16 protein-coding genes are annotated in these 17661 nt (G+C 60.5%); 2 read left to right on the top strand and 14 right to left on the bottom strand.

What is annotated here, in order from left to right; genetic code table 11:
- Window positions 1-267 precede the first annotated feature (267 nt).
- From ccoS to NKJ06_RS02800, 9 genes are all read right to left on the bottom strand, one after another.
- Complete coding sequence (gene ccoS, locus NKJ06_RS02840) at window positions 268-438, bottom strand: cbb3-type cytochrome oxidase assembly protein CcoS (RefSeq protein WP_023762793.1); 171 nt, start codon at window positions 436-438, stop codon at window positions 268-270.
- Entirely contained in the window at window positions 435-2723 is a 2289-nt protein-coding gene (locus tag NKJ06_RS02835) for a heavy metal translocating P-type ATPase (RefSeq protein ID WP_352808992.1), read from the bottom strand. The genes ccoS and NKJ06_RS02835 overlap by 4 nt, the downstream gene beginning before the upstream one ends.
- Window positions 2720-3217 (bottom strand): FixH family protein, encoded by a 498-nt coding sequence (locus NKJ06_RS02830; RefSeq protein ID WP_352441137.1) that lies wholly within the window; start codon window positions 3215-3217, stop codon window positions 2720-2722. Before NKJ06_RS02830 ends, NKJ06_RS02835 begins: the two co-directional genes overlap by 4 nt.
- A complete protein-coding gene (gene ccoG, locus NKJ06_RS02825) occupies window positions 3214-4773 on the bottom strand; it encodes a cytochrome c oxidase accessory protein CcoG (protein ID WP_352808990.1) in 1560 nt (519 codons plus the stop codon). The genes NKJ06_RS02830 and ccoG overlap by 4 nt, the downstream gene beginning before the upstream one ends.
- Before the next feature lie 129 nt (window positions 4774-4902).
- Window positions 4903-5766 (bottom strand): cytochrome-c oxidase, cbb3-type subunit III, encoded by an 864-nt coding sequence (ccoP, locus tag NKJ06_RS02820; RefSeq protein WP_352808988.1) that lies wholly within the window; start codon window positions 5764-5766, stop codon window positions 4903-4905.
- A gap of 2 nt (window positions 5767-5768) precedes the next feature.
- Complete coding sequence (locus NKJ06_RS02815) at window positions 5769-5918, bottom strand: CcoQ/FixQ family Cbb3-type cytochrome c oxidase assembly chaperone (RefSeq protein ID WP_023735812.1); 150 nt, start codon at window positions 5916-5918, stop codon at window positions 5769-5771.
- 11 nt (window positions 5919-5929) lie between these two features.
- On the bottom strand, window positions 5930-6661 hold the full coding sequence (gene ccoO / locus NKJ06_RS02810; protein ID WP_352808985.1) for a cytochrome-c oxidase, cbb3-type subunit II: 732 nt from the start codon (window positions 6659-6661) through the stop codon (window positions 5930-5932).
- Window positions 6662-6672: 11 nt separating this feature from the next.
- Window positions 6673-8283 (bottom strand): cytochrome-c oxidase, cbb3-type subunit I, encoded by a 1611-nt coding sequence (gene ccoN / locus NKJ06_RS02805; RefSeq protein ID WP_352441140.1) that lies wholly within the window; start codon window positions 8281-8283, stop codon window positions 6673-6675.
- Between the two features lie 547 nt (window positions 8284-8830).
- Window positions 8831-9577 carry a Crp/Fnr family transcriptional regulator gene (locus NKJ06_RS02800; protein WP_023766606.1) on the bottom strand — a complete coding sequence of 249 codons (747 nt, stop codon included), beginning with the start codon at window positions 9575-9577 and terminating at the stop codon, window positions 8831-8833.
- A gap of 154 nt (window positions 9578-9731) precedes the next feature.
- On the opposite strand from NKJ06_RS02800, the gene hemN reads away from it, so the two are divergent.
- The gene (gene hemN, locus NKJ06_RS02795; RefSeq protein WP_352808983.1) at window positions 9732-11081 is read left to right on the top strand and encodes an oxygen-independent coproporphyrinogen III oxidase; all 1350 of its coding nucleotides are present in this window, start codon (window positions 9732-9734) and stop codon (window positions 11079-11081) included.
- A 335-nt stretch (window positions 11082-11416) separates the two neighbouring features.
- Here hemN and queE read toward each other — a convergent pair whose 3' ends face one another.
- The 3 genes from queE to queC are packed head-to-tail and all read right to left on the bottom strand — an operon-like array spanning window position 11417 to window position 13202.
- Complete coding sequence (gene queE / locus NKJ06_RS02790) at window positions 11417-12151, bottom strand: 7-carboxy-7-deazaguanine synthase QueE (RefSeq protein WP_023735817.1); 735 nt, start codon at window positions 12149-12151, stop codon at window positions 11417-11419.
- The gene (queD, locus tag NKJ06_RS02785; protein WP_023735818.1) at window positions 12148-12504 is read right to left on the bottom strand and encodes a 6-carboxytetrahydropterin synthase QueD; all 357 of its coding nucleotides are present in this window, start codon (window positions 12502-12504) and stop codon (window positions 12148-12150) included. Before queD ends, queE begins: the two co-directional genes overlap by 4 nt.
- Entirely contained in the window at window positions 12504-13202 is a 699-nt protein-coding gene (gene queC / locus NKJ06_RS02780; protein ID WP_023766604.1) for a 7-cyano-7-deazaguanine synthase QueC, read from the bottom strand. Before queC ends, queD begins: the two co-directional genes overlap by 1 nt.
- Window positions 13203-13605: 403 nt before the next feature.
- Here queC and NKJ06_RS02775 point away from each other — a divergent pair, with 403 nt between their 5' ends.
- The gene (locus NKJ06_RS02775; protein WP_352775763.1) at window positions 13606-13995 is read left to right on the top strand and encodes a hypothetical protein; all 390 of its coding nucleotides are present in this window, start codon (window positions 13606-13608) and stop codon (window positions 13993-13995) included.
- A 928-nt stretch (window positions 13996-14923) separates the two neighbouring features.
- Here the strand turns inward: NKJ06_RS02775 and NKJ06_RS02770 are convergent.
- Together NKJ06_RS02770 and glmS are read right to left on the bottom strand one after the other, a co-directional pair.
- Window positions 14924-15178: a helix-turn-helix domain-containing protein gene (locus tag NKJ06_RS02770; protein WP_023735822.1), complete on the bottom strand. Its 255-nt coding sequence runs from the start codon at window positions 15176-15178 to the stop codon at window positions 14924-14926.
- 520 nt (window positions 15179-15698) lie between these two features.
- The gene (gene glmS / locus NKJ06_RS02765; RefSeq protein ID WP_023766603.1) at window positions 15699-17519 is read right to left on the bottom strand and encodes a glutamine--fructose-6-phosphate transaminase (isomerizing); all 1821 of its coding nucleotides are present in this window, start codon (window positions 17517-17519) and stop codon (window positions 15699-15701) included.
- Window positions 17520-17661: the final 142 nt, after the last annotated feature.

Below are 17661 nucleotides of genomic sequence, written 5' to 3'. Positions count from 1 at the left end.
TCCAGCCAGCGCGGACGCACACGCTGGGTTCCGAGTTCCTCTCGGCGCAAGAAGTCGCTTTTGCTTACATGCCAACCAAGGTGCCGTCGCTGGTCGTTACTGGCAGGCAGCTGACTTTGCTTGAAAGCATGACCGCTTCGGCGATCGTCGCGTCGCATGCGTCGTGATGACTGGCTTTGTCATTAAGGATTCGGCTTGCATCCTCACCCTCCTGATCTTTCGTCGGACGACGATAGGACATCCCGACCCGCGGCGCTTTGATCTGAGTCACTTGGAACGAGTGGCATTCTCCGCGCCGTCGTCGCTGTCGATGAGAATGCGCTCCGCCGCGCCATCGAGATCCTCGTACTGGCCGCTTCTCAACGCCCAAAGGAAGCCGGACAGGCCGAGTGCGCCAAGGAATAGCGCTACGGGGATGAGGTAGACGAGCGTCGTCATGACGATTGAGCCAAGGCGCCGGCCCGCGCGGGCCTGTCTTGCCGCGCAATCGCGGACGACGCACCCGTTGCGAAGCCTTGCAGACGCATGGCATTTCCAACCACGAGCAATGACGAGGCTGACATCGCGACCGCGGCGATAAGAGGCGTAACATGGCCCAGAATGGCGATCGGCACGGCAACAGCATTATAAACGATCGCAATTGTTATGTTCTGTCGGATCAGGCTTCCCGCCTTGCGCGATACGTCAACAGCCAGCGGGACCGCCAAGAGGCTTTCGCGCAGGAAAACGAAGTCGGCTGCATTGCGGCCAATGTCGGCGGCGGTGGCGGGTGCGATCGAGACATGCGCAGCGCTCAGCGCCGGCGTATCGTTGAGCCCGTCGCCAACCATCAGAACCTTGTGCCCGTCCCTCGCCAGCGTCTCGATGCGTTCAACCTTGCCGGACGGCAGCAGGCAGGGAACGAAATCATCGACACCAAGCCCGTCCGCAACCTCGGCGCAGGCTTTCGCGGTGTCGCCCGACAGCATCTCCACGCATATACCAGCGTTGTGCAGTTGATCGATGGCCGCCCTGGCGTCGGCGCGCAGCGCGTCCTCAAAATCGAAGGTCGCGACAATGAACCCGTCTTTTGTCAGCACCGTTCCGCCATAGCCATGTTTGCCTTCGCCGCCGGTCCGGGCCTTCCATCCAGCCCATCCGCGCCGGCCCAGCCGCCAGGTGCTACCGGCGGCTGTGGCCTCGATCCCGAAACCCGGGTGCTCGGTGACGGCATCGAATTTGTGCTGCCCGCCAAGGCGGGCAAAACCGGCTATGGCCTTTGAAAACGGGTGACGCGAATGCGCAGCCATGTCTCCCGCGATTGCCAGCATGGCCGGATCAATCGAGTCCGCATTGACCAGCCGGGGCTGGCCGAGGGTGAGCGTTCCGGTCTTGTCGAACACCGCTCTATCAATCGTCGCCAGGCGCTCCATGGCCGAACCGTCCTTGACCATGATGCCGTTCTCGAACAGGCGCCGCGCCGCGACCACCTGGACGATCGGTACGGCGAGGCCGAGCGCGCATGGGCATGTGATGATGAGAACGGCAATGGCGATGGTTATGGCCCGGTGCCAGTCACCGGTCGCCGCCATCCAGCCAAGGAACGTCGCGAAGGCTGTGAGATGAACCACCGGGGCATAGAGCGCTGAAACACGATCGGCGATCCGGCGATAATGCGCGCGGCCGCCCTCTGCGGACTCCATCAGCCGAACCATTTCCGCCAGAAACGAATCTTTCGCGGCGGCGGTCGCCTCGATCGTCAGCGGGCCGGTTAGGTTGAGGACACCGGCCTGCACGGCTTCGCCTGCCGCTACGTTTCGAGGCGTGCTCTCGCCGGAAACCAACGAGCAGTCCAGATCCGAGGCCCCTTGAATGATCTTGCCGTCGACGGGGATTCTCTCGCCGGCAGCGATCAACAGCAGCATGCCAAGTTCGATCTCGCCAACCGGCAGATAGTCGCGTGCACCATCGCCGCGCAGCACCATGGCGCCACGTGCGGCCAACTGGGACAGGCCTTTCACGGCGGTCCGGGCACGTTCGCGCATGACGTGATCCAACGTGCGGCCGATCAACAGGAAGAACAGCAGCGACACCGATGCATCGAAATAGGCGTGGTCGCCATGGTTGATCGTCTCATAGAGGCTCATGGCGTAGGCTAGGGACACCCCGACCGCGATCGGCACATCCATGTTCATGCGGCCGTGACGCAGCGCATTCCAGGCCGAGCGGAAGAAGATGCCGCCGGCGAAGGCCAGTGGCGGGATGGCGATAAGCGCCGAGACCCAGTGGAACAGGTCGCGGGTAGCGCCTTCAGCACCGGACCAGACAGAGACCGAAAGCAGCATGATGTTGCCCGCCGCAAAGCCGGCGACAGCAACGGCGCGGATCAGCTCCGAAAGCGTCTTGTCCTTGTTGTCGACCTCGGGGTCGAACAGATGCGCCTCGTAGCCCAGCCGTCCCAGCGCGGCGACGAATGGTGGTACCTGGTTTCCACGCCAGCGGACCGCGACCCGCTTCGTCGACAGGTTGACACGAGCGCTCTCCACTTGATCGAGCTTTCCCAGTGCTGTCTCGATCGCCTGGATGCAGGCCGCGCAATGAACCGTGGGGACCGAAAGATCGGTCTGGCGGAGATCATCGCCAAGCGATCGGCTCGCCAGCCTGATCTCCTGGCTGGACGGCAGGACCGATCCGGCGTTGACCAGATCAAGCGCCATTTCGGCGCCCGGCGCGCAGCAGCTCACTTCAGCGCTCCATGGGAAATCATGATCCTGCGCACGTCGCGATATGGTCTTGCCAGACCGGCATCGGCGTCGATTTCGACGATCCAGACACCGTCCTTCGGCATATGCTGGGCGGCGAATTCCTGACCCGAGGCGAGGACGAGCTTGATGGATTCATCCTCTTTTTCGTAAGCGGGATGGCGAAACAGCGCCTTCACGCCATGCAAGGGAACCGGTTTGCCGGCGGCGTCGATGAGGCCGTAGCGGACTTCACCCGATGCGATGGTCAGCTTGCCGGTCCAGCCGAGGGCTGCCTGCGCCCGCCCTTCCTCGGCCTTCCTGTTGAACTGCTGGCTCGCCACATAGGTGTTTTCGACGACCAGGCCGGTCCAGCTCGTGTTGGCAAGCGTCGCCATGGTCAGATTGACCGCGATGACCACACCGAAAAAGGCCAGGATGATGGCCAACATGTGCCTGCCGGTGAATTCGCGGGTTTTTTGTGTTCTGGCGCTCATCTGGCAGTCTCCGGCGCGTTGAAGGTGGCGGTGTACTCGTTCGACTCGAAGCTCGCCTTGTCCTCGACGCGGAACTTGAAGGTCTGTGCCGGAGCGCGGATCTGGTCCGCCGGCTGGCGAACGAAGACCCTCAGCATTTTCAGGCGGTCGGGTTCGACCGGAATGGCGAAGGAACGGCCTGCGGGGATGTCGTCGCCGACGACGACCATGTCAGCGCCTTCAAGGTCCTGCATGGTTACGACGATCGTCCTCGGCTCGGGGATCATGTTGAGCAGCTTGACGGTGTAGCCGTTGCGGATCGAGCCGTCGGAGAGCGTCACGAATTGTGGATTGCGGTCGTGCAGGACATTGATTTCGAGCCGGTCGCGCGTCAGCAGCGAGTAGAGGAGGCCCAGGCCGATCAGCGACCACATGGCCATGTAGACATAGGTGCGTGGCCGAAAGATCTTGCGGATGTGGAAATGCGCCACTCTGTCCGAAAACAGGCCGTCATCCGTCCTGACCAGCGCCGGATTGACTGAGCTGGACCCGCCTGCAGTCGCCAGCATCATGTTGGCGTTGTAGTCGGAGAGCGTCGCATAGGCGATCAGCCCACGCTCCTTGCCGAGCTTGTCCATGACGCCGTCACAGGCGTCGATGCAGAGCGCGCAGGTGATGCATTCGAGCTGCTGGCCATCGCGAATGTCGATCCCCATCGGGCAGACCGCGACACAGGCATTGCAGTCGACGCAGTCGCCCACGAGCTGGCCTGCGGCCAGCACCTTCTTGGCGTGGCGCGAACGCGGTTCGCCGCGCCATTCATTGTAGGTGACAGTGAGGGAATTTTCATCGAGCATGGCCGCCTGGATGCGGGGCCACGGGCACATATAGGTGCAGACCTGTTCGCGCATCAGACCGCCGAACGTGTAGGTGGTAGCCGCCAGAACCGCGACGGTGATGTAGGCGACAGGCGCTGCCGTGCCGGTGAAGAGTTCGCCGAGCAGCGTCGGCGCGTCAGCGAAATAGAAGATCCAGGCGCCGCCCGTCAGCGCGCCTATGGCCAGCCAGATGGCGTGTTTCGATACCCGCAGCACGAGTTTGCGGGGGGTCCAGAGACCGGCATCAAGCTTGATACGAGCGTTGCGGTCGCCCTCTATCGCGCGCTCGACGACCAGGAACAGGTCGACCCATACGGTCTGCGGGCATGTGTAGCCACACCAGGCACGGCCGACAGTCGACGTGATCAGGAAAAGACCGACGCCGGCCATGACCAGAAGGCCGGCGACATAGTAGAATTCCTGCGGCCATATCTCGATGAAGAAGAAATAGAAACGCCGGTTGGCGACATCGAGCAGCACGGCCTGGTCCGGGCTAAACGAGCCCCGATCCCAGCGCAGCCACGGCGTCAGATAGTAGATGCCGAGCGTGACCGCCATCACCAGCCATTTGAACTGGCGAAAGCTGCCCGAGGCCCGCTTCGGGAAGATCTTCTTGCGCGCAGCGTACATTGGCTGACGCACCTTGGCGGAGTTGACCGGCGTGGGTTCGATCCTTTCTATTTGCGTGTTATCAAGCACGAGAAGCTCCAGTCACCAGCGACGATTTCGCCGGAAACCGACTCATCGGTTCTGGATGATGCCGAGGCCCGGCTTGCGCCGGGCCTCGTCGCTTGGCGGGAGGGGGAGGACGAGAATAGGCTTCTGCTCCTATTCTCCGCCGCCAAGCGAATGGATGTAGACCGCCAGTTCCTTGACCTTGGTCTCGCCGAGGCGCGCGCCCCAGGCCGGCATCACGCCCTGTTTCGGCGCGGTGACCTGGGCGGCGATGGCCGCTTCGCCTGACCCGTAGAGCCAGATGGCGTCGGTCAGATCTGGAGCGCCGAGTTCCTTGTTGCCTTTTGCATTGTCGCCGTGACAGGCCACGCAATTTTCGGCGAAGACCTTGGCGCCGGGCGCGACCAACGATTGATCGCCGACAGTGCCGGACAGGCTGGCAACGTAGGTGCTGACCTGTTTGATCTGATCGGCGGTGATGATGTCGCCAAAGGCCGGCATTTCCGACAGGCGCGTAGCCGGGTCGGAGGCGAAGCGGATGCCATGAGCGATCGTCTGCTGGATCTGGTCCACCTCGCCGCCCCACAGCCAGTCGTCGTCATTTAGGTTCGGAAAGCCCTTGGACCCCTGGGCGCCGGAACCGTGGCACTGCACGCAATTGACCTTGAACGCGGCGGCGCCGGCAGCGACGGCGAATTCGCGCAGCGTGTCATCCGCAGCAATCTCCGAAACACTTTTCGACTCTATTGCGGCGACATATTTGCCCTTTGCCGCTTCGGCCGCGGACAACTCGTTCTTGACTTCGTTGCGGCTGGAATAGCCAAATACGCCCTTTGTCGCGGAGTGCAACAGCGGCCATGCCGGGTAGGCAATTGTGTAACCGATCGCCCAGACTATGGTCATGTAGAAGGTGATGACCCACCAGCGCGGGAGCGGGTTGTTGAGCTCGCGAATGCCGTCCCACTCATGACCGGTCGTCGAGATGCCGGAAACCTCGTCAATGTGATCGCTGCTCATGATCAGTCCTCCTTCAGAGGAATTTGAGCTGCTTCGCCGGCTTGCCTGCGGCTGCCGGGGCGAAGTGCAAAGGCAACGGATCCGATGAAGAAAAGAGCGATGGCAAGCAGGCCCCAGCTGTCAGCAAACTCCCGCATGAAATTGTACGTCATCGCCATTGTCCTCAGCGGTAGCCGGCGGTCTCATCGTAGTTCTTGAAATCGACAAGCGTGCCGAGCATCTGGAGATAGGAAACCAGGGCGTCCATTTCGGTGACTTGCTGCGGATCACCGTCGAAATCGCCGATCCTGGCCTTGGGGTAGCGGGCCTCGAGGCCGGACGTGTCGGCATTGGGATCAGCCTGCGCCATCATATCGGCATTGGCGTTAGCGACCATGTCGTCGGAGTAGGGAACGCCGACGCGCCTGTTGGCAACCAGATGCGTCGAGAAATCCTTCACCGCGATCGGCGTATCCTTCAGAAAGCCATAGCTCGGCATGATGGATTCCGGCACCACGGAACGAGGGTCCGTGAGGTGCTCGACATGCCAAAGATTTGAGTAGCGATCGCCAACCCGAGCGAGGTCCGGTCCGGTGCGCTTCGATCCCCACTGGAAGGGATGATCATACATCGACTCGGCCGCCAGGCTGTAATGCCCATAGCGCTCGACCTCGTCACGGAACGGGCGGATCATCTGGCTATGGCATAGATAGCATCCCTCACGCACATAGATGTTGCGCCCGACGAGTTCGAGCGGCGAGTAGGGCCGCATGCCTTCGACCTTCTCGATCGTGTTGTCGAGATAGAAGAGCGGCGCGATCTCGACGATGCCGCCGATTGTCACGACCAGCAGCGACCCGAGGAGAAGAAGTGTAGCGTTCTTCTCGATGACCGCGTGTCTGTTCATCAACCTCATTTTCTGTCTCATCATCGCGCAAGCTGGAGGGCGGGAACGGAGCCGGGCATCGGATCCTCCTCGCGCCGGTAGCCAAGGATGGTCATGGCGATGTTCCACGCCATGATCAGGGCGCCGGAAAGGTACATGGCTCCGCCGATGGCGCGCATGATGTAGTAGGGGTGCATGGCGGCCACGGTTTCGGCGAAGGAGTAGACCAGGAAGCCCTGCTCGTCGTATTCGCGCCACATCAGGCCCTGCATGATGCCGGACACCCACATGACCGACGCGTAGACAACGATGCCAAGCGTCGCCAGCCAGAAGTGCCAGGTAACGAGGCGCAGCGAGTAGAGCCGTTCACGGTTCCACAGCTTCGGCACCATGTAATAAAGCGCGCCGAACGAGATCATGCCGACCCAGCCGAGTGCGCCCGAATGGACGTGTCCGATGGTCCAGTCGGTATAGTGCGACAGCGAGTTGACCGTCTTGATCGACATCATCGGGCCCTCGAAGGTGGACATGCCGTAGAAGGCGATGGCCATCACCATCATGCGGATGATCGGATCGGTGCGGAGCTTGTCCCAGGCGCCCGACAGCGTCATCAGGCCATTGATCATGCCGCCCCATGACGGCATCCACAGCATGATCGAGAACACCATGCCGAGCGTCTGCGCCCAATCGGGCAAGGCGGTGTAGTGCAAATGATGGGGTCCAGCCCAGATGTAGAGAAAGATGATTGCCCAGAAATGGACGATCGACAGCCGGTAGGAATAGACCGGCCGGTTCGCCTGCTTGGGTACGAAATAATACATCATGCCGAGAAAGCCGGCGGTCAGAAAGAAGCCCACGGCGTTGTGGCCATACCACCATTGCGTCAGAGCGTCCTGGACCCCGGAGAAAGCCGAATAGCTCTTCGAGCCCAGGAAGGAGGCGGGCATGGAGAGGTTGTTGACCACATGCAGCATCGCGATGGTGACGATGAAGGACAGGTAGAACCAGTTGGCGACGTAGATGTGGGGTTCCTTGCGCTTCAGGATCGTGCCGAGGAACAGGATGAGATAGGCGACCCAGACAATGGTCAGCCAGATGTCCACATACCATTCGGGCTCGGCGTATTCGCGGCTCTCGGTGATGCCGAGCAGGTAGCCAGTCGCTGCCATGACGATGAAGAGCTGGTAGCCCCAGAACACGAACCAGCCGAGATCGCCGCCGAACAGCCGGGCGCGGCAGGTGCGTTGCACGACATAGAGAGACGTGCAAAGCAGCGCGTTGCCGCCGAAGGCGAAGACGACTCCCGACGTATGCAGTGGCCGCAAACGGCCAAAGTTGAACCAGGGCTGGATGTTGAGATCGGGATAGGCAAGCTGCAGCGCGATGACCACGCCGACAAGCATGCCGATGACACCCCAGAACATGGTGGCGATGGCGCCATAGCGGATTGGCCCGTCCATGTAAGCGGACGGGTCGATCGGCGCGGCAGGCTTGAACTCAGTGTTGCGCAACAGGATCGCAGTGAAGCCAGCCAAGGCGAAGAACAAGACCCACATATGCTGGCGAAAGGGTTCATCCACCCCAGCGCCAGCGGCCACCAAAGCCGCGAATGCGAACAGGCTTAGAAGCACGATTTCTTTGCCGAATTTCATCGCAAGCCCCGATTTCCAATTCCGGCGGATGCCAAACCGCGGTGCCTTATTGCGCAGCCGTCGCCTGCTCGCCCTGATCCATGTCAGAGCCGCACCATTTTGCTTCGAGCAGCATCGAGTTCGGTGCGATCAGACTGTGTCGAATGTGGAAGTGCAGCACCGGCCGCCGGTTTATGGACAGGCCCGGCGTCCCCAGTCGGGGCCCGGGTAGGAGGCGACCGCGGGCGTGTGAGCGCACCTTCTGTGACGCTGGTAAGCAGGCCGATGCCTTACCGAACGTCGATCGTTTCAATGCCTTGGAACAGCCAGCGCCAGCGTTGCGCTGCCTTCGCGACATTTATAGTTTGGGGAGACGGCGATTTTCGCCTGCGTATGAGGCATATTGACTTCGGCCAAGTGTGGATGCTTCGCCGACGAGCCGAAACGCAACTGGCGTATACGATCGGAATTAGAACGGGCTGTCGCTACGCGATGTCTTCTGAGCCCAACGCGAGCATGCCCTGCCCCGAATGAAGTAAGTGGCGTGGGCCATGCAGCTCCGTGTCATTCAAACGGCTATTGCGCCTCGGCCGCCGCAGCGCCGTTCCAGCCGGCTCATGCTGTCCACGGTGACGCGGCGGTTGTTCTCGATCCGAATCACGCCGTCCATTCTCAGGCTGGTCAGCTGACGGCTCACGGTCTCGTTTGTGATGCCAAGGAAATCAGATATGTCGGCACGCGTCATCGGCAGCTCGAAGCATGCCGACCTAGCCGCCGGGTCAACATTGGAGTCGATGTTCCGGGCAATCATGAGGAGAAAGCTCGCCACCTTCTCTGGTGCGGTCTTGCGCCCCAGAGTCACCATCCATTCGCGGGCCTCGTCAAGTTCGTTCAGCGCCTGCTTGAGCAGGCGATGCACAAATTCGGGTGACTGCTTCATCATCCGTTCGATGGCCGCTCTCGGAAACGAGCACAGCGAGACAGCTGTTGCCGCTTCCGCATTGATCGCACTTTTCATCTTGAAGGGCCGTCCCAGAAAATCCGGCGCGAACTGGAGACCGACGATCTGCTGGCGGCCGTCCGAAAGGCTCTTCGTGAGCTTCACCACGCCTGAAAGCACGTTTGAATAACAGTCCACCGCCTCGGCGTCGCCGATCAGTTCGACCCCCGGCTCGATATTGTGCCGCGACGACGTTTTGGCGAGCTGAGCCAAATCGTCTGGCTCGAGCGCGCCACAGACACCGCGGCGCCGTGCCTCGCAAGGCAGGCAAAGAACGGGAATGCCGGAACTGTGAATATCCTGCCGTAATGTCATTCGATCGCTCTACCGGTCCAGTGCGGGCAGGATAGCAATCCACGGTAGAAAAATCCTTGCGGCAGTTTGTCCGTGCTGAAGGTTGATCGAAATCAGGGCTTAGGCTCATCCAAGCATCCACAGTTCGGGCGACGCAAACACGGTGGACCACGACATGCGACAAAAGCTAGCTGCCAGACTTGGCGAGAACGTCCCGCGCTATACCAGTTATCCGACTGCGCCCCATTTCCATGCGGGCGTCGATGCCGTCGTTTACCGAGGCTGGTTGGAGGCGCTCGAAGGTGGTGACGAGATATCGCTTTACCTGCATATTCCCTATTGCGACAGGCTCTGCTGGTTCTGCGCGTGCCATACCAAACAGACCCGCCACTACGAGCCGGTGGCCGCTTATCTGCGCTCGCTGTATGCGGAGATCGCCACGGTTGGCGGCCTTGTTACCGGCAAGGGCCGAGTTCGCGCGGTTCATTTCGGCGGCGGTTCCCCGACGATGCTGGAACCTGAGGATATTGTGGCGCTGGGAAGCGTCCTGCGCAACAGCTTCGCCTTTCTTCCCGGCGCCAAGATCAGCGTTGAAATCGAACCCAATGATATGGACGATGCCCGCCTCGATGCGCTTGCCGAAATCGGCACGACCCGTGCGAGCCTCGGCGTCCAGGACTTCGATCCGAAGGTTCAGAAGGCAATCAACCGCGAGCAGAGCTTTTTGCAGACCAAAGCGGTAGTCGACGGTGTTCGTTCGCGCGGCGTCGAATCGGTCAATCTAGACCTGCTCTACGGCTTGCCGCACCAGACGAGGGAGAGCGTCTCCTCCACCGTCGCGCAGGCGCTGACCTTGGAACCCGACAGGATAGTGCTTTTTGGCTACGCCCATGTGCCGTGGTTCAAGAAACATCAGACCATGATAGACGAGGCATGGCTGCCCGGTCCCGCGGAGAGATTTGCTCAATTGCAACTGGCGGCGCGGGCGATCGTGGACCAGGGGTACGAAGCAATCGGCCTCGACCATTTCGCCAAACCCGGCGATGCCCTGGCCCTTGCCGCCCGCGCCGGAACACTGCACCGGAACTTTCAGGGTTACACCGACGATTGCTGCGAAACCTTGATTGGGCTAGGCCCATCGTCCATCAGCCAGTTTCGGCAGGGCTATGCGCAGAACATGCCTTCGACCCGCGAATATCGATGCACGGTTGATGACGGCGGGCTGGCCGCCGTCCGCGGTATCGCACTTTCCGACGACGACCGCGTTCGCGGCTGGATCATCGAACGTTTGATGTGCGACTTCGCCTTCTCGGCCATCGATCTGGTGGAACGCTTCGGCGAGGCCGGCCAGAGGCTCCTCCTTCAGTCAAGTTCCATGGCCCTCCACGATCCGGTTCGATTGCTTGAACTTGATGGCGACAGATTCGTTGTGCCGGCTGAAAGTCGCCCTTTCGTCCGAAGCATCGCGGCCAGGTTCGACAAATATTTCGAAACTGGAACGGCCAGGCACTCGGCGGCAGTCTGAGCACCGCAGAGGAACGGTCATGGCTCTCACTCGATCGTGAACCGATTGCGATCGTTTTCCACTGTTGACCGGCGACCGTCGGCCGAGACGGTTCGAAGCGGACCAGACGCGTCTTGGCATGGCGACGATGTCGCCCGCTCATGCCCTGCCTGTGAGATCATGGTTGTCGGCGACAGCTCCCTTCGACCTTGCAAGGAGAATGCAAGGTGCCGTGCAAGCGGCTGACAACACTTGGGCCGGTGGCAGAAGTCCGCAAGCACCCCGGCAGCGCGGTCAACGTTGAACCACCCGTTCACCCGAATATGCCGGTGCAGTTCCGGTGGAAAGGGCCTGGCCTAGACGGCTCTCTTGTTACCCCAGAGCATAACGTGCAGCTGCGGTAGCACGCGGGCTTCGAACCATTTGTCGCGGGTCACGCTGTCAACCAGCCACTCCATGCGCTTCAATATTCCGTCAAGGTCGACGGGCGCGTCATCATTTGCCGGGTGTGGCGGCGTGTGATTGCCGGGTTGCAGATAGATCGGAAGTTGCGGAAATTGCGCAGCGGCGTCTTTCGCGTAGGCGTAGTCCCTTTCGTCGAAAACAATGAGCTTGAGCACGATTTGGGGCTTGCCTTGTGCCGCCTGGAGGCACGCCTCGACAGCGGCCCAATCTGTCGTCATTTGGCTTGACGGCGGCTTTGGGCTGAGGATCAGCACGTCAAGGTGCGCAAACCAGTCCCTGGCAAGCGAACCTTGGGTTTCCAGCGCAAAACGGTAACCGTCACCATGGCCTCGGTCGATGAGCGCGCCGAGCGGCTGGATGGCCGGATTGCCGCCTGACAGTGACACCATAAGCGGGCGGCCACCGGAAAGCGCAAGCACATTTTTCCACACCGCGCCGACGGACATCATCTCCCATTCATGGCGGAATTGATTGTCCACAGCATGCAGGCTGTCGCACCAGGAACAGCGAAAGTCACACCCGCCGGTTCTGACGAAGATCGTCGGCAAACCTATGAGCACGCCCTCGCCCTGGATCGTCGGCCCGAAAATCTCGCTAACGCGGATTGCGGGATGCGTATTGGTCATGGCCGGTATTCCGCCCAGGTTTTCGGCGTTTCGCTCACCCGCACGGCCGCGGTTTCGCTCAGGCGTGCCTTGCACCAGTCGTAGAAATGTCTGGCCAGATATTCCGCCGTGACTTGCTCGTGTCCCAGCACGTCGTTGAGATGTCGGTGGTCGAAGCTCTCGTCGATGTAGCGTTTGAATGGCGCCAAATCGTGGTAGTCGCGCACGAAGCCGTGATCGTCCAGTCCATTCGCTGAAAGCTCCACTTCGACGATGTAGTTATGTCCGTGCAGGCGCGCGCATTGGTGATCGGGTGGCAATGAGGTGAGCTGATGCGAGGCTGAGAAGTGGAATTCCTTGGTGATGCGGAACATTACGCGGTGGTCCTTCGCAGCGCTCCGAGCCAGAAGTCGGAGTCCTCGTACTCGGTTGGGTCCGGGTGCCCGGCGATGTGAAACGCCTCACGCCGCTCGACGCAGGTCCCGCACCTCCCGCAATGACGCTCGGCGCCCTTGTAACAGGACCAGGTCTGCGCAAACGGCGTGCCGTATGTGGCTCCATCCCTAACAATGTCCGCCTTCGTCAGGTTCACATAGGGTGCATAAAGGCGAATCTGCGCGTAGCCGTCGAGCGCGTGGTCCTGCATCATCTGGAAAGCATCGATGAAGGCCGGACGGCAATCGGGATAGACAATATGATCCCCACCATGCACGGCCGTCGCCACCGCGTCAGCGTCTTGCGCTGCGGCGAGGCCGAAGGCAATGGCCAACATGATGGCGTTCCGGTTGGGCACCACCGTTACCTTCATCGTATCTTCGGCATAGTGCCCATCGGGCACGTCCACATTGTCGGTCAGCGCGGAGCCGGAAAGGCCGCCGCCGATCTCGTGGATGTCGATGATTCGCTGCGGGACGCCCAGGCGCTCCGCGCAAAGGGTGGCGAAGCCCAATTCCTTCCTATGCCGTTGGCCGTAATCGAACGATAGCAGGCCGGTAAGCTGGTGCTCCGCTGCCACCTTGTGAGCAAGAGTAACGGAATCCAATCCGCCGGAGCAGACGACGAGAGTCTTCATCGTTGGGTCCTTGTTTTAACCGGGTAGGCTGCGACCGGAGATTTCTCTGCGCTCCAGTACTTCAGGAAAACCATTTTGTGAAGTGAACGGAGACCAGTTTCGTGCGCTTGCGTGCGGTGCGCAAAACGCCCTCGCGGTGAGCTGCAAGGACACGGACTGGTGAGACGTCACGCTTCAGCGGAATGCTCAAGCGGCCGCTGCTCGCGGACAAAGTTCTCGACGAGCAGAGCCTGGCGGTTCCGAGCGCCGAGGGACGCCACTGCAACGGTTGCAGGGTACAAGGAGCCCGGATGGCTTGCCGCAAAGATGACCGGCAAACCCTGAATAACCGGTGATGAGCCGACATCTGTGAACAAGCGGTGTGGTCGATTGCAATCACCCATGTCTTGCGCACAGGTACCTTATGTCAGTGGATGAACTGAACTTGATGGTTTTACAGATGGCAGTCGAAAGCGTCCGCTCGCTCTCGTTGAGCTTCGCTGAAAAAGCCGCCGAGATAGCCACCAGGAGCCGCGGCATCCTGCTTTTCGACGTGCGGATCGACGGTGACGCGCAGGTCCAGCGGGTCGCTGCCATCCGATATCACGGCGGCCAATTCGGCGTGCTGGCGTTGGATGTACACGGCCTAGTTACCCACTATTGCATCGTTAACGGCATGTTCTCACATTACATTGCGTCCTTGGAGAGCTGGCACGGGATGCCCCTGTCGATGCAGGCCAAGATGGATGCCAACGGCAATGCCCGTCTCTTCGTAGCCGCGTTGCGGGATGCCGGACATATGCTGGGCACCTAGCATTGGGCGAGAATGCATCTGTGAATTTTGCATGTGCGTCACTGCGATGGCGCCGGCATGATCGTCATGCTCCAAAACGGCTGCGGCCCCCCGCGAAGCGGTCGCCGCGATGATGGTGATCAACGGCGTTGCATCGATGCGAGCGTTTAGACAGAGGTCTCCTCCTGGCATCGAGCGCATGCAAGGAGCTACGCAAGCGCAACTGCATCAAGTATTTTGAAGGGACGACCTCGTGCATGGAGCTTGCGCTGCATACGGGCGGCGCGAGCCGCGTTGCCATCCAGCAGAGAGGGTGCTTGCGGTACTCTCAATGACCCGAGATCGCAAATGGACGTGGGTAAGCACCAGAACTGGCAACACCCATGGTGGTCCGCTGGACTCGCTGGAGGAAGCACAAGGTGTCGGCGGGCAGAGCGCAGCGAGTGCCTACCTCGATCTTTCTAGAAGCGCGCCGGCAGCCTGGGCGGGGGGGCTTGGGGTTAGACTGCCGGCGCACGCCACTCACGAAGAGCGGCCCCTTTTCGTGGTTCGAACACCCATAGTCAACCCGGAAACGTCAGGATGCCCGCCATGTTATTTTCAGAGCGGCGCGATGCCGGCCATGTTGGCCGATTCAGCCTAGGAGTAGCCACTCTCGTAGGCCGAGTTGATGCTCAAGCGCCAGCATCGCCTCGCCGAACTACCAAGAGTTCGCCGTTACAATCCTTCGTCGCGAGCCGATGCCCTCGTGCACGTTTCGTAGCACTCCGGGCGGCTACATCGCCTTGTTGTTCGCGAGCCCATGTGAAGGGTTCCTGCATCGGAAAGTTGACGAGATTCTCTTGGCGGTACTGCGCCAGAGGCATCCCAACGGAATCAGCGTCTACAATCAGCCGCAAGCTTCACATCACAAGAGCGGTAGTCCACCCATTGCGGATCATCCGACTGATCAGGCGGCGTCCGAAATGTGCGACTCTGCCTCAAGGATTCCCACAGGTATGGAAAGCGATCTCGCTATCCGATCCCGATATCCCTTGTTGTACCTCAGACCTCGCTCGATGTTTTGAATTTCCTCAGCGGCAAGCCCGCTCGCGACCGTCAGGTCCTCGATCGAATACCCAAGGTGCTCACGATAAGCGCGGACGATGTGGGTCCCCTGCGACATAGCCGTCAAGACTGGTTCGGGAATGCGCGAATCGTTCATAAACATCTCCAAGAACATGGGAGCTCCCTCGGGAGATACCCCCCCGGCGGCGCAGACCAAGCAAATCAAAAAATGGACGTCCATTCAGCCGGACCGGCTTCATCCATGGAATGGGCCGCCTGAATTAGGAGCTGGATCGGAATATGGCGGCTCACCTCCTTCTAATCAAGAAAGCCAACGGCGAGAATTATTCGCGAAGGATCGCAGGTCGGATGCGCTACAGCCGATCAGGCCATCTCAGGAGGGGGCCCTGGAACTCTGAACACCAACTCGAACTCCCGGTACGGACACTGCTTCCTTCGGCCAATCTCCACCGGCGGGGGAGCGAAAGACCCACTCTTGAAAGCCCCCGGCTGCGTGCTGACGTCGGCTCTAGGAAGCTCGATCGCCCTGTGCCCCGATCGACCGGCCGAAAAAAGGGATTCCAAATTCCAGCAAACACTGGTCATCTGGTTTTCATCCGGATCCAGACAAAGGGTAGCTTTCCATCGAGAGCTTCGCCATCTGTACAGGTTCACAATCATTCGACCGTGACCGATTTTGCGAGATTGCGCGGCTGGTCTACATCTGTCCCCATGAAGAGCGCCGTGTGGTAGGCAAGAAGCTGTATCGGCAGCGAGAAGATCATTGGCGCGATAATCTCGTCGACTACCGGCAGCACGAGCGTGTGCATGGTGTCGAGTTTCGATGCGGCTGCCCCATTTTTATCGGTGATGAGGATAATCCGCCCTCCACGGGCAGCCACTTCCTGCATGTTGGAGACGGTCTTGTCGAAAAAGCGGTCATGGGGCGCGATGACGATCACCGGCATGTTCTCGTCTATCAATGCGATTGGCCCGTGCTTCAATTCACCCGCTGCATAGCCTTCGGCATGGATGTAGGAAATCTCCTTGAGCTTCAGCGCTCCTTCCATCGCTAGCGGGAAACTGGTGCCACGGCCGAGATACAGGACGTCACGATACTTTGACAGTTCGCGCGACAAGAACTCGATCTCCGGCTGGATGCTGTTGAGTACCTGGCCCATGACGCGCGGCAATTCGGCGAGGCTCCTGACGAGCGCCTGCAGCTCGCCTTCGGGGACGGTCCCGCGGGCTCTGGCGGCGCTGATGGCGAGTGCGGCTAGAACGGCAAGCTGGCAGGTAAAAGCCTTGGTAGAGGCGACGCCGATCTCCGGTCCGGCAAGGATCGGGAAGACCGTATCGGCCTCCCGAGCGATGGTCGATTCGCAGGCATTGACGATAGCGCCAATTTTCAGCCCACGCTCCTTGCAGTACCTCAACGATGCAAGCGTATCGGCGGTTTCGCCGGATTGCGAAATGAAAAGAGCCGCGGACTGCGGCGGCAAAGGGATCTCGCGGTAACGGAATTCAGACGCAACGTCGATTTCAACCGTCAGGCGCGCATAGCGCTCGAACCAGTATTTTCCGATCAGTCCGGCGAGATAGGCGGTCCCGCAGGCAGAGATCGCCAAGCTCGGAACCTTGGCGAAATCGATGCCAGGAACCATGTCGCGACCCTCTATGATTTTGATGTAATGACGAAGAGCATGGGCGATGACCTCGGGCTGCTCGTATATTTCCTTCTCCATGAAGTGGCGATGGCTGCCCTTGTTGGCCAGATCGGCCGCGGCCGTGGAGATATGGCACGGACGCTCGACGGGATGGCCGTCGATATCGAAGATATGGGCGCCCGAATTGCCGACAATGGCCCAGTCGCCGTCCATGAGATAGGTAATTTCATTGGTGAAGGGCGCAAGAGCGATCGCGTCGGAGCCCAGGAACATCTCGCCGTCGCCGTGACCGATCGCCAGCGGTGGTCCGTTGCGCGCCGCCGTGATGGTCGACGGTTCATCTTCGAAGAGGATGGCAAGCGCATAGGCGCCCCTGACGCGTTTCAGCATGGCACGCGTGGCCTCTTGCGGCCTCATGCCCTCGCGGCGGTATCTTGCCAAGAGATGCCCAACGACCTCGGTGTCAGTGTCGGTCTGGAACTCGGCGCCATCCGCCGCCAATTCCTCCTTCAGCTCGGTGAAATTCTCGATGATGCCGTTATGGACGACGGCGACACCGTCGGTAAAGTGCGGGTGCGCATTGCGTTCCGTCGAGGCCCCGTGGGTTGCCCAACGCGTGTGGCCGATGCCGACTTTGCCGCTCAGCGGCTCTTCCTTCAGTCGCCTCTCGAGATTGACGAGCTTGCCCTCGGCGCGCCGGCGGTGCAAGGCACCGTCGATGATCGTCGCAACGCCGGCGGAATCATAGCCGCGATATTCCAAACCCTTCAACGCGCCGATCAACCGATCCGACACCGGCTGTTGCCCAACGATGCCAACAATCCCGCACATGTTCGTCTCCGCATTTTTGCGGGCAGCATCCGCCCACGCGAGACGGATACCCATCCGGCCGCTTTAAGTGGCGGCCTTGTAGTAGTATTCCATGATATTGGTACAATTGATTGTAGTGATCACTACCATCCGCCCCATGGAT

It is taken from the genome of Mesorhizobium sp. M0293 (genome assembly GCF_040321735.1).
GTDB lineage: Bacteria > Pseudomonadota > Alphaproteobacteria > Rhizobiales > Rhizobiaceae > Mesorhizobium.
Note: the sequence above shows the minus strand (reverse complement) of the source record. Positions and strands in the feature narration are given on the sequence as shown.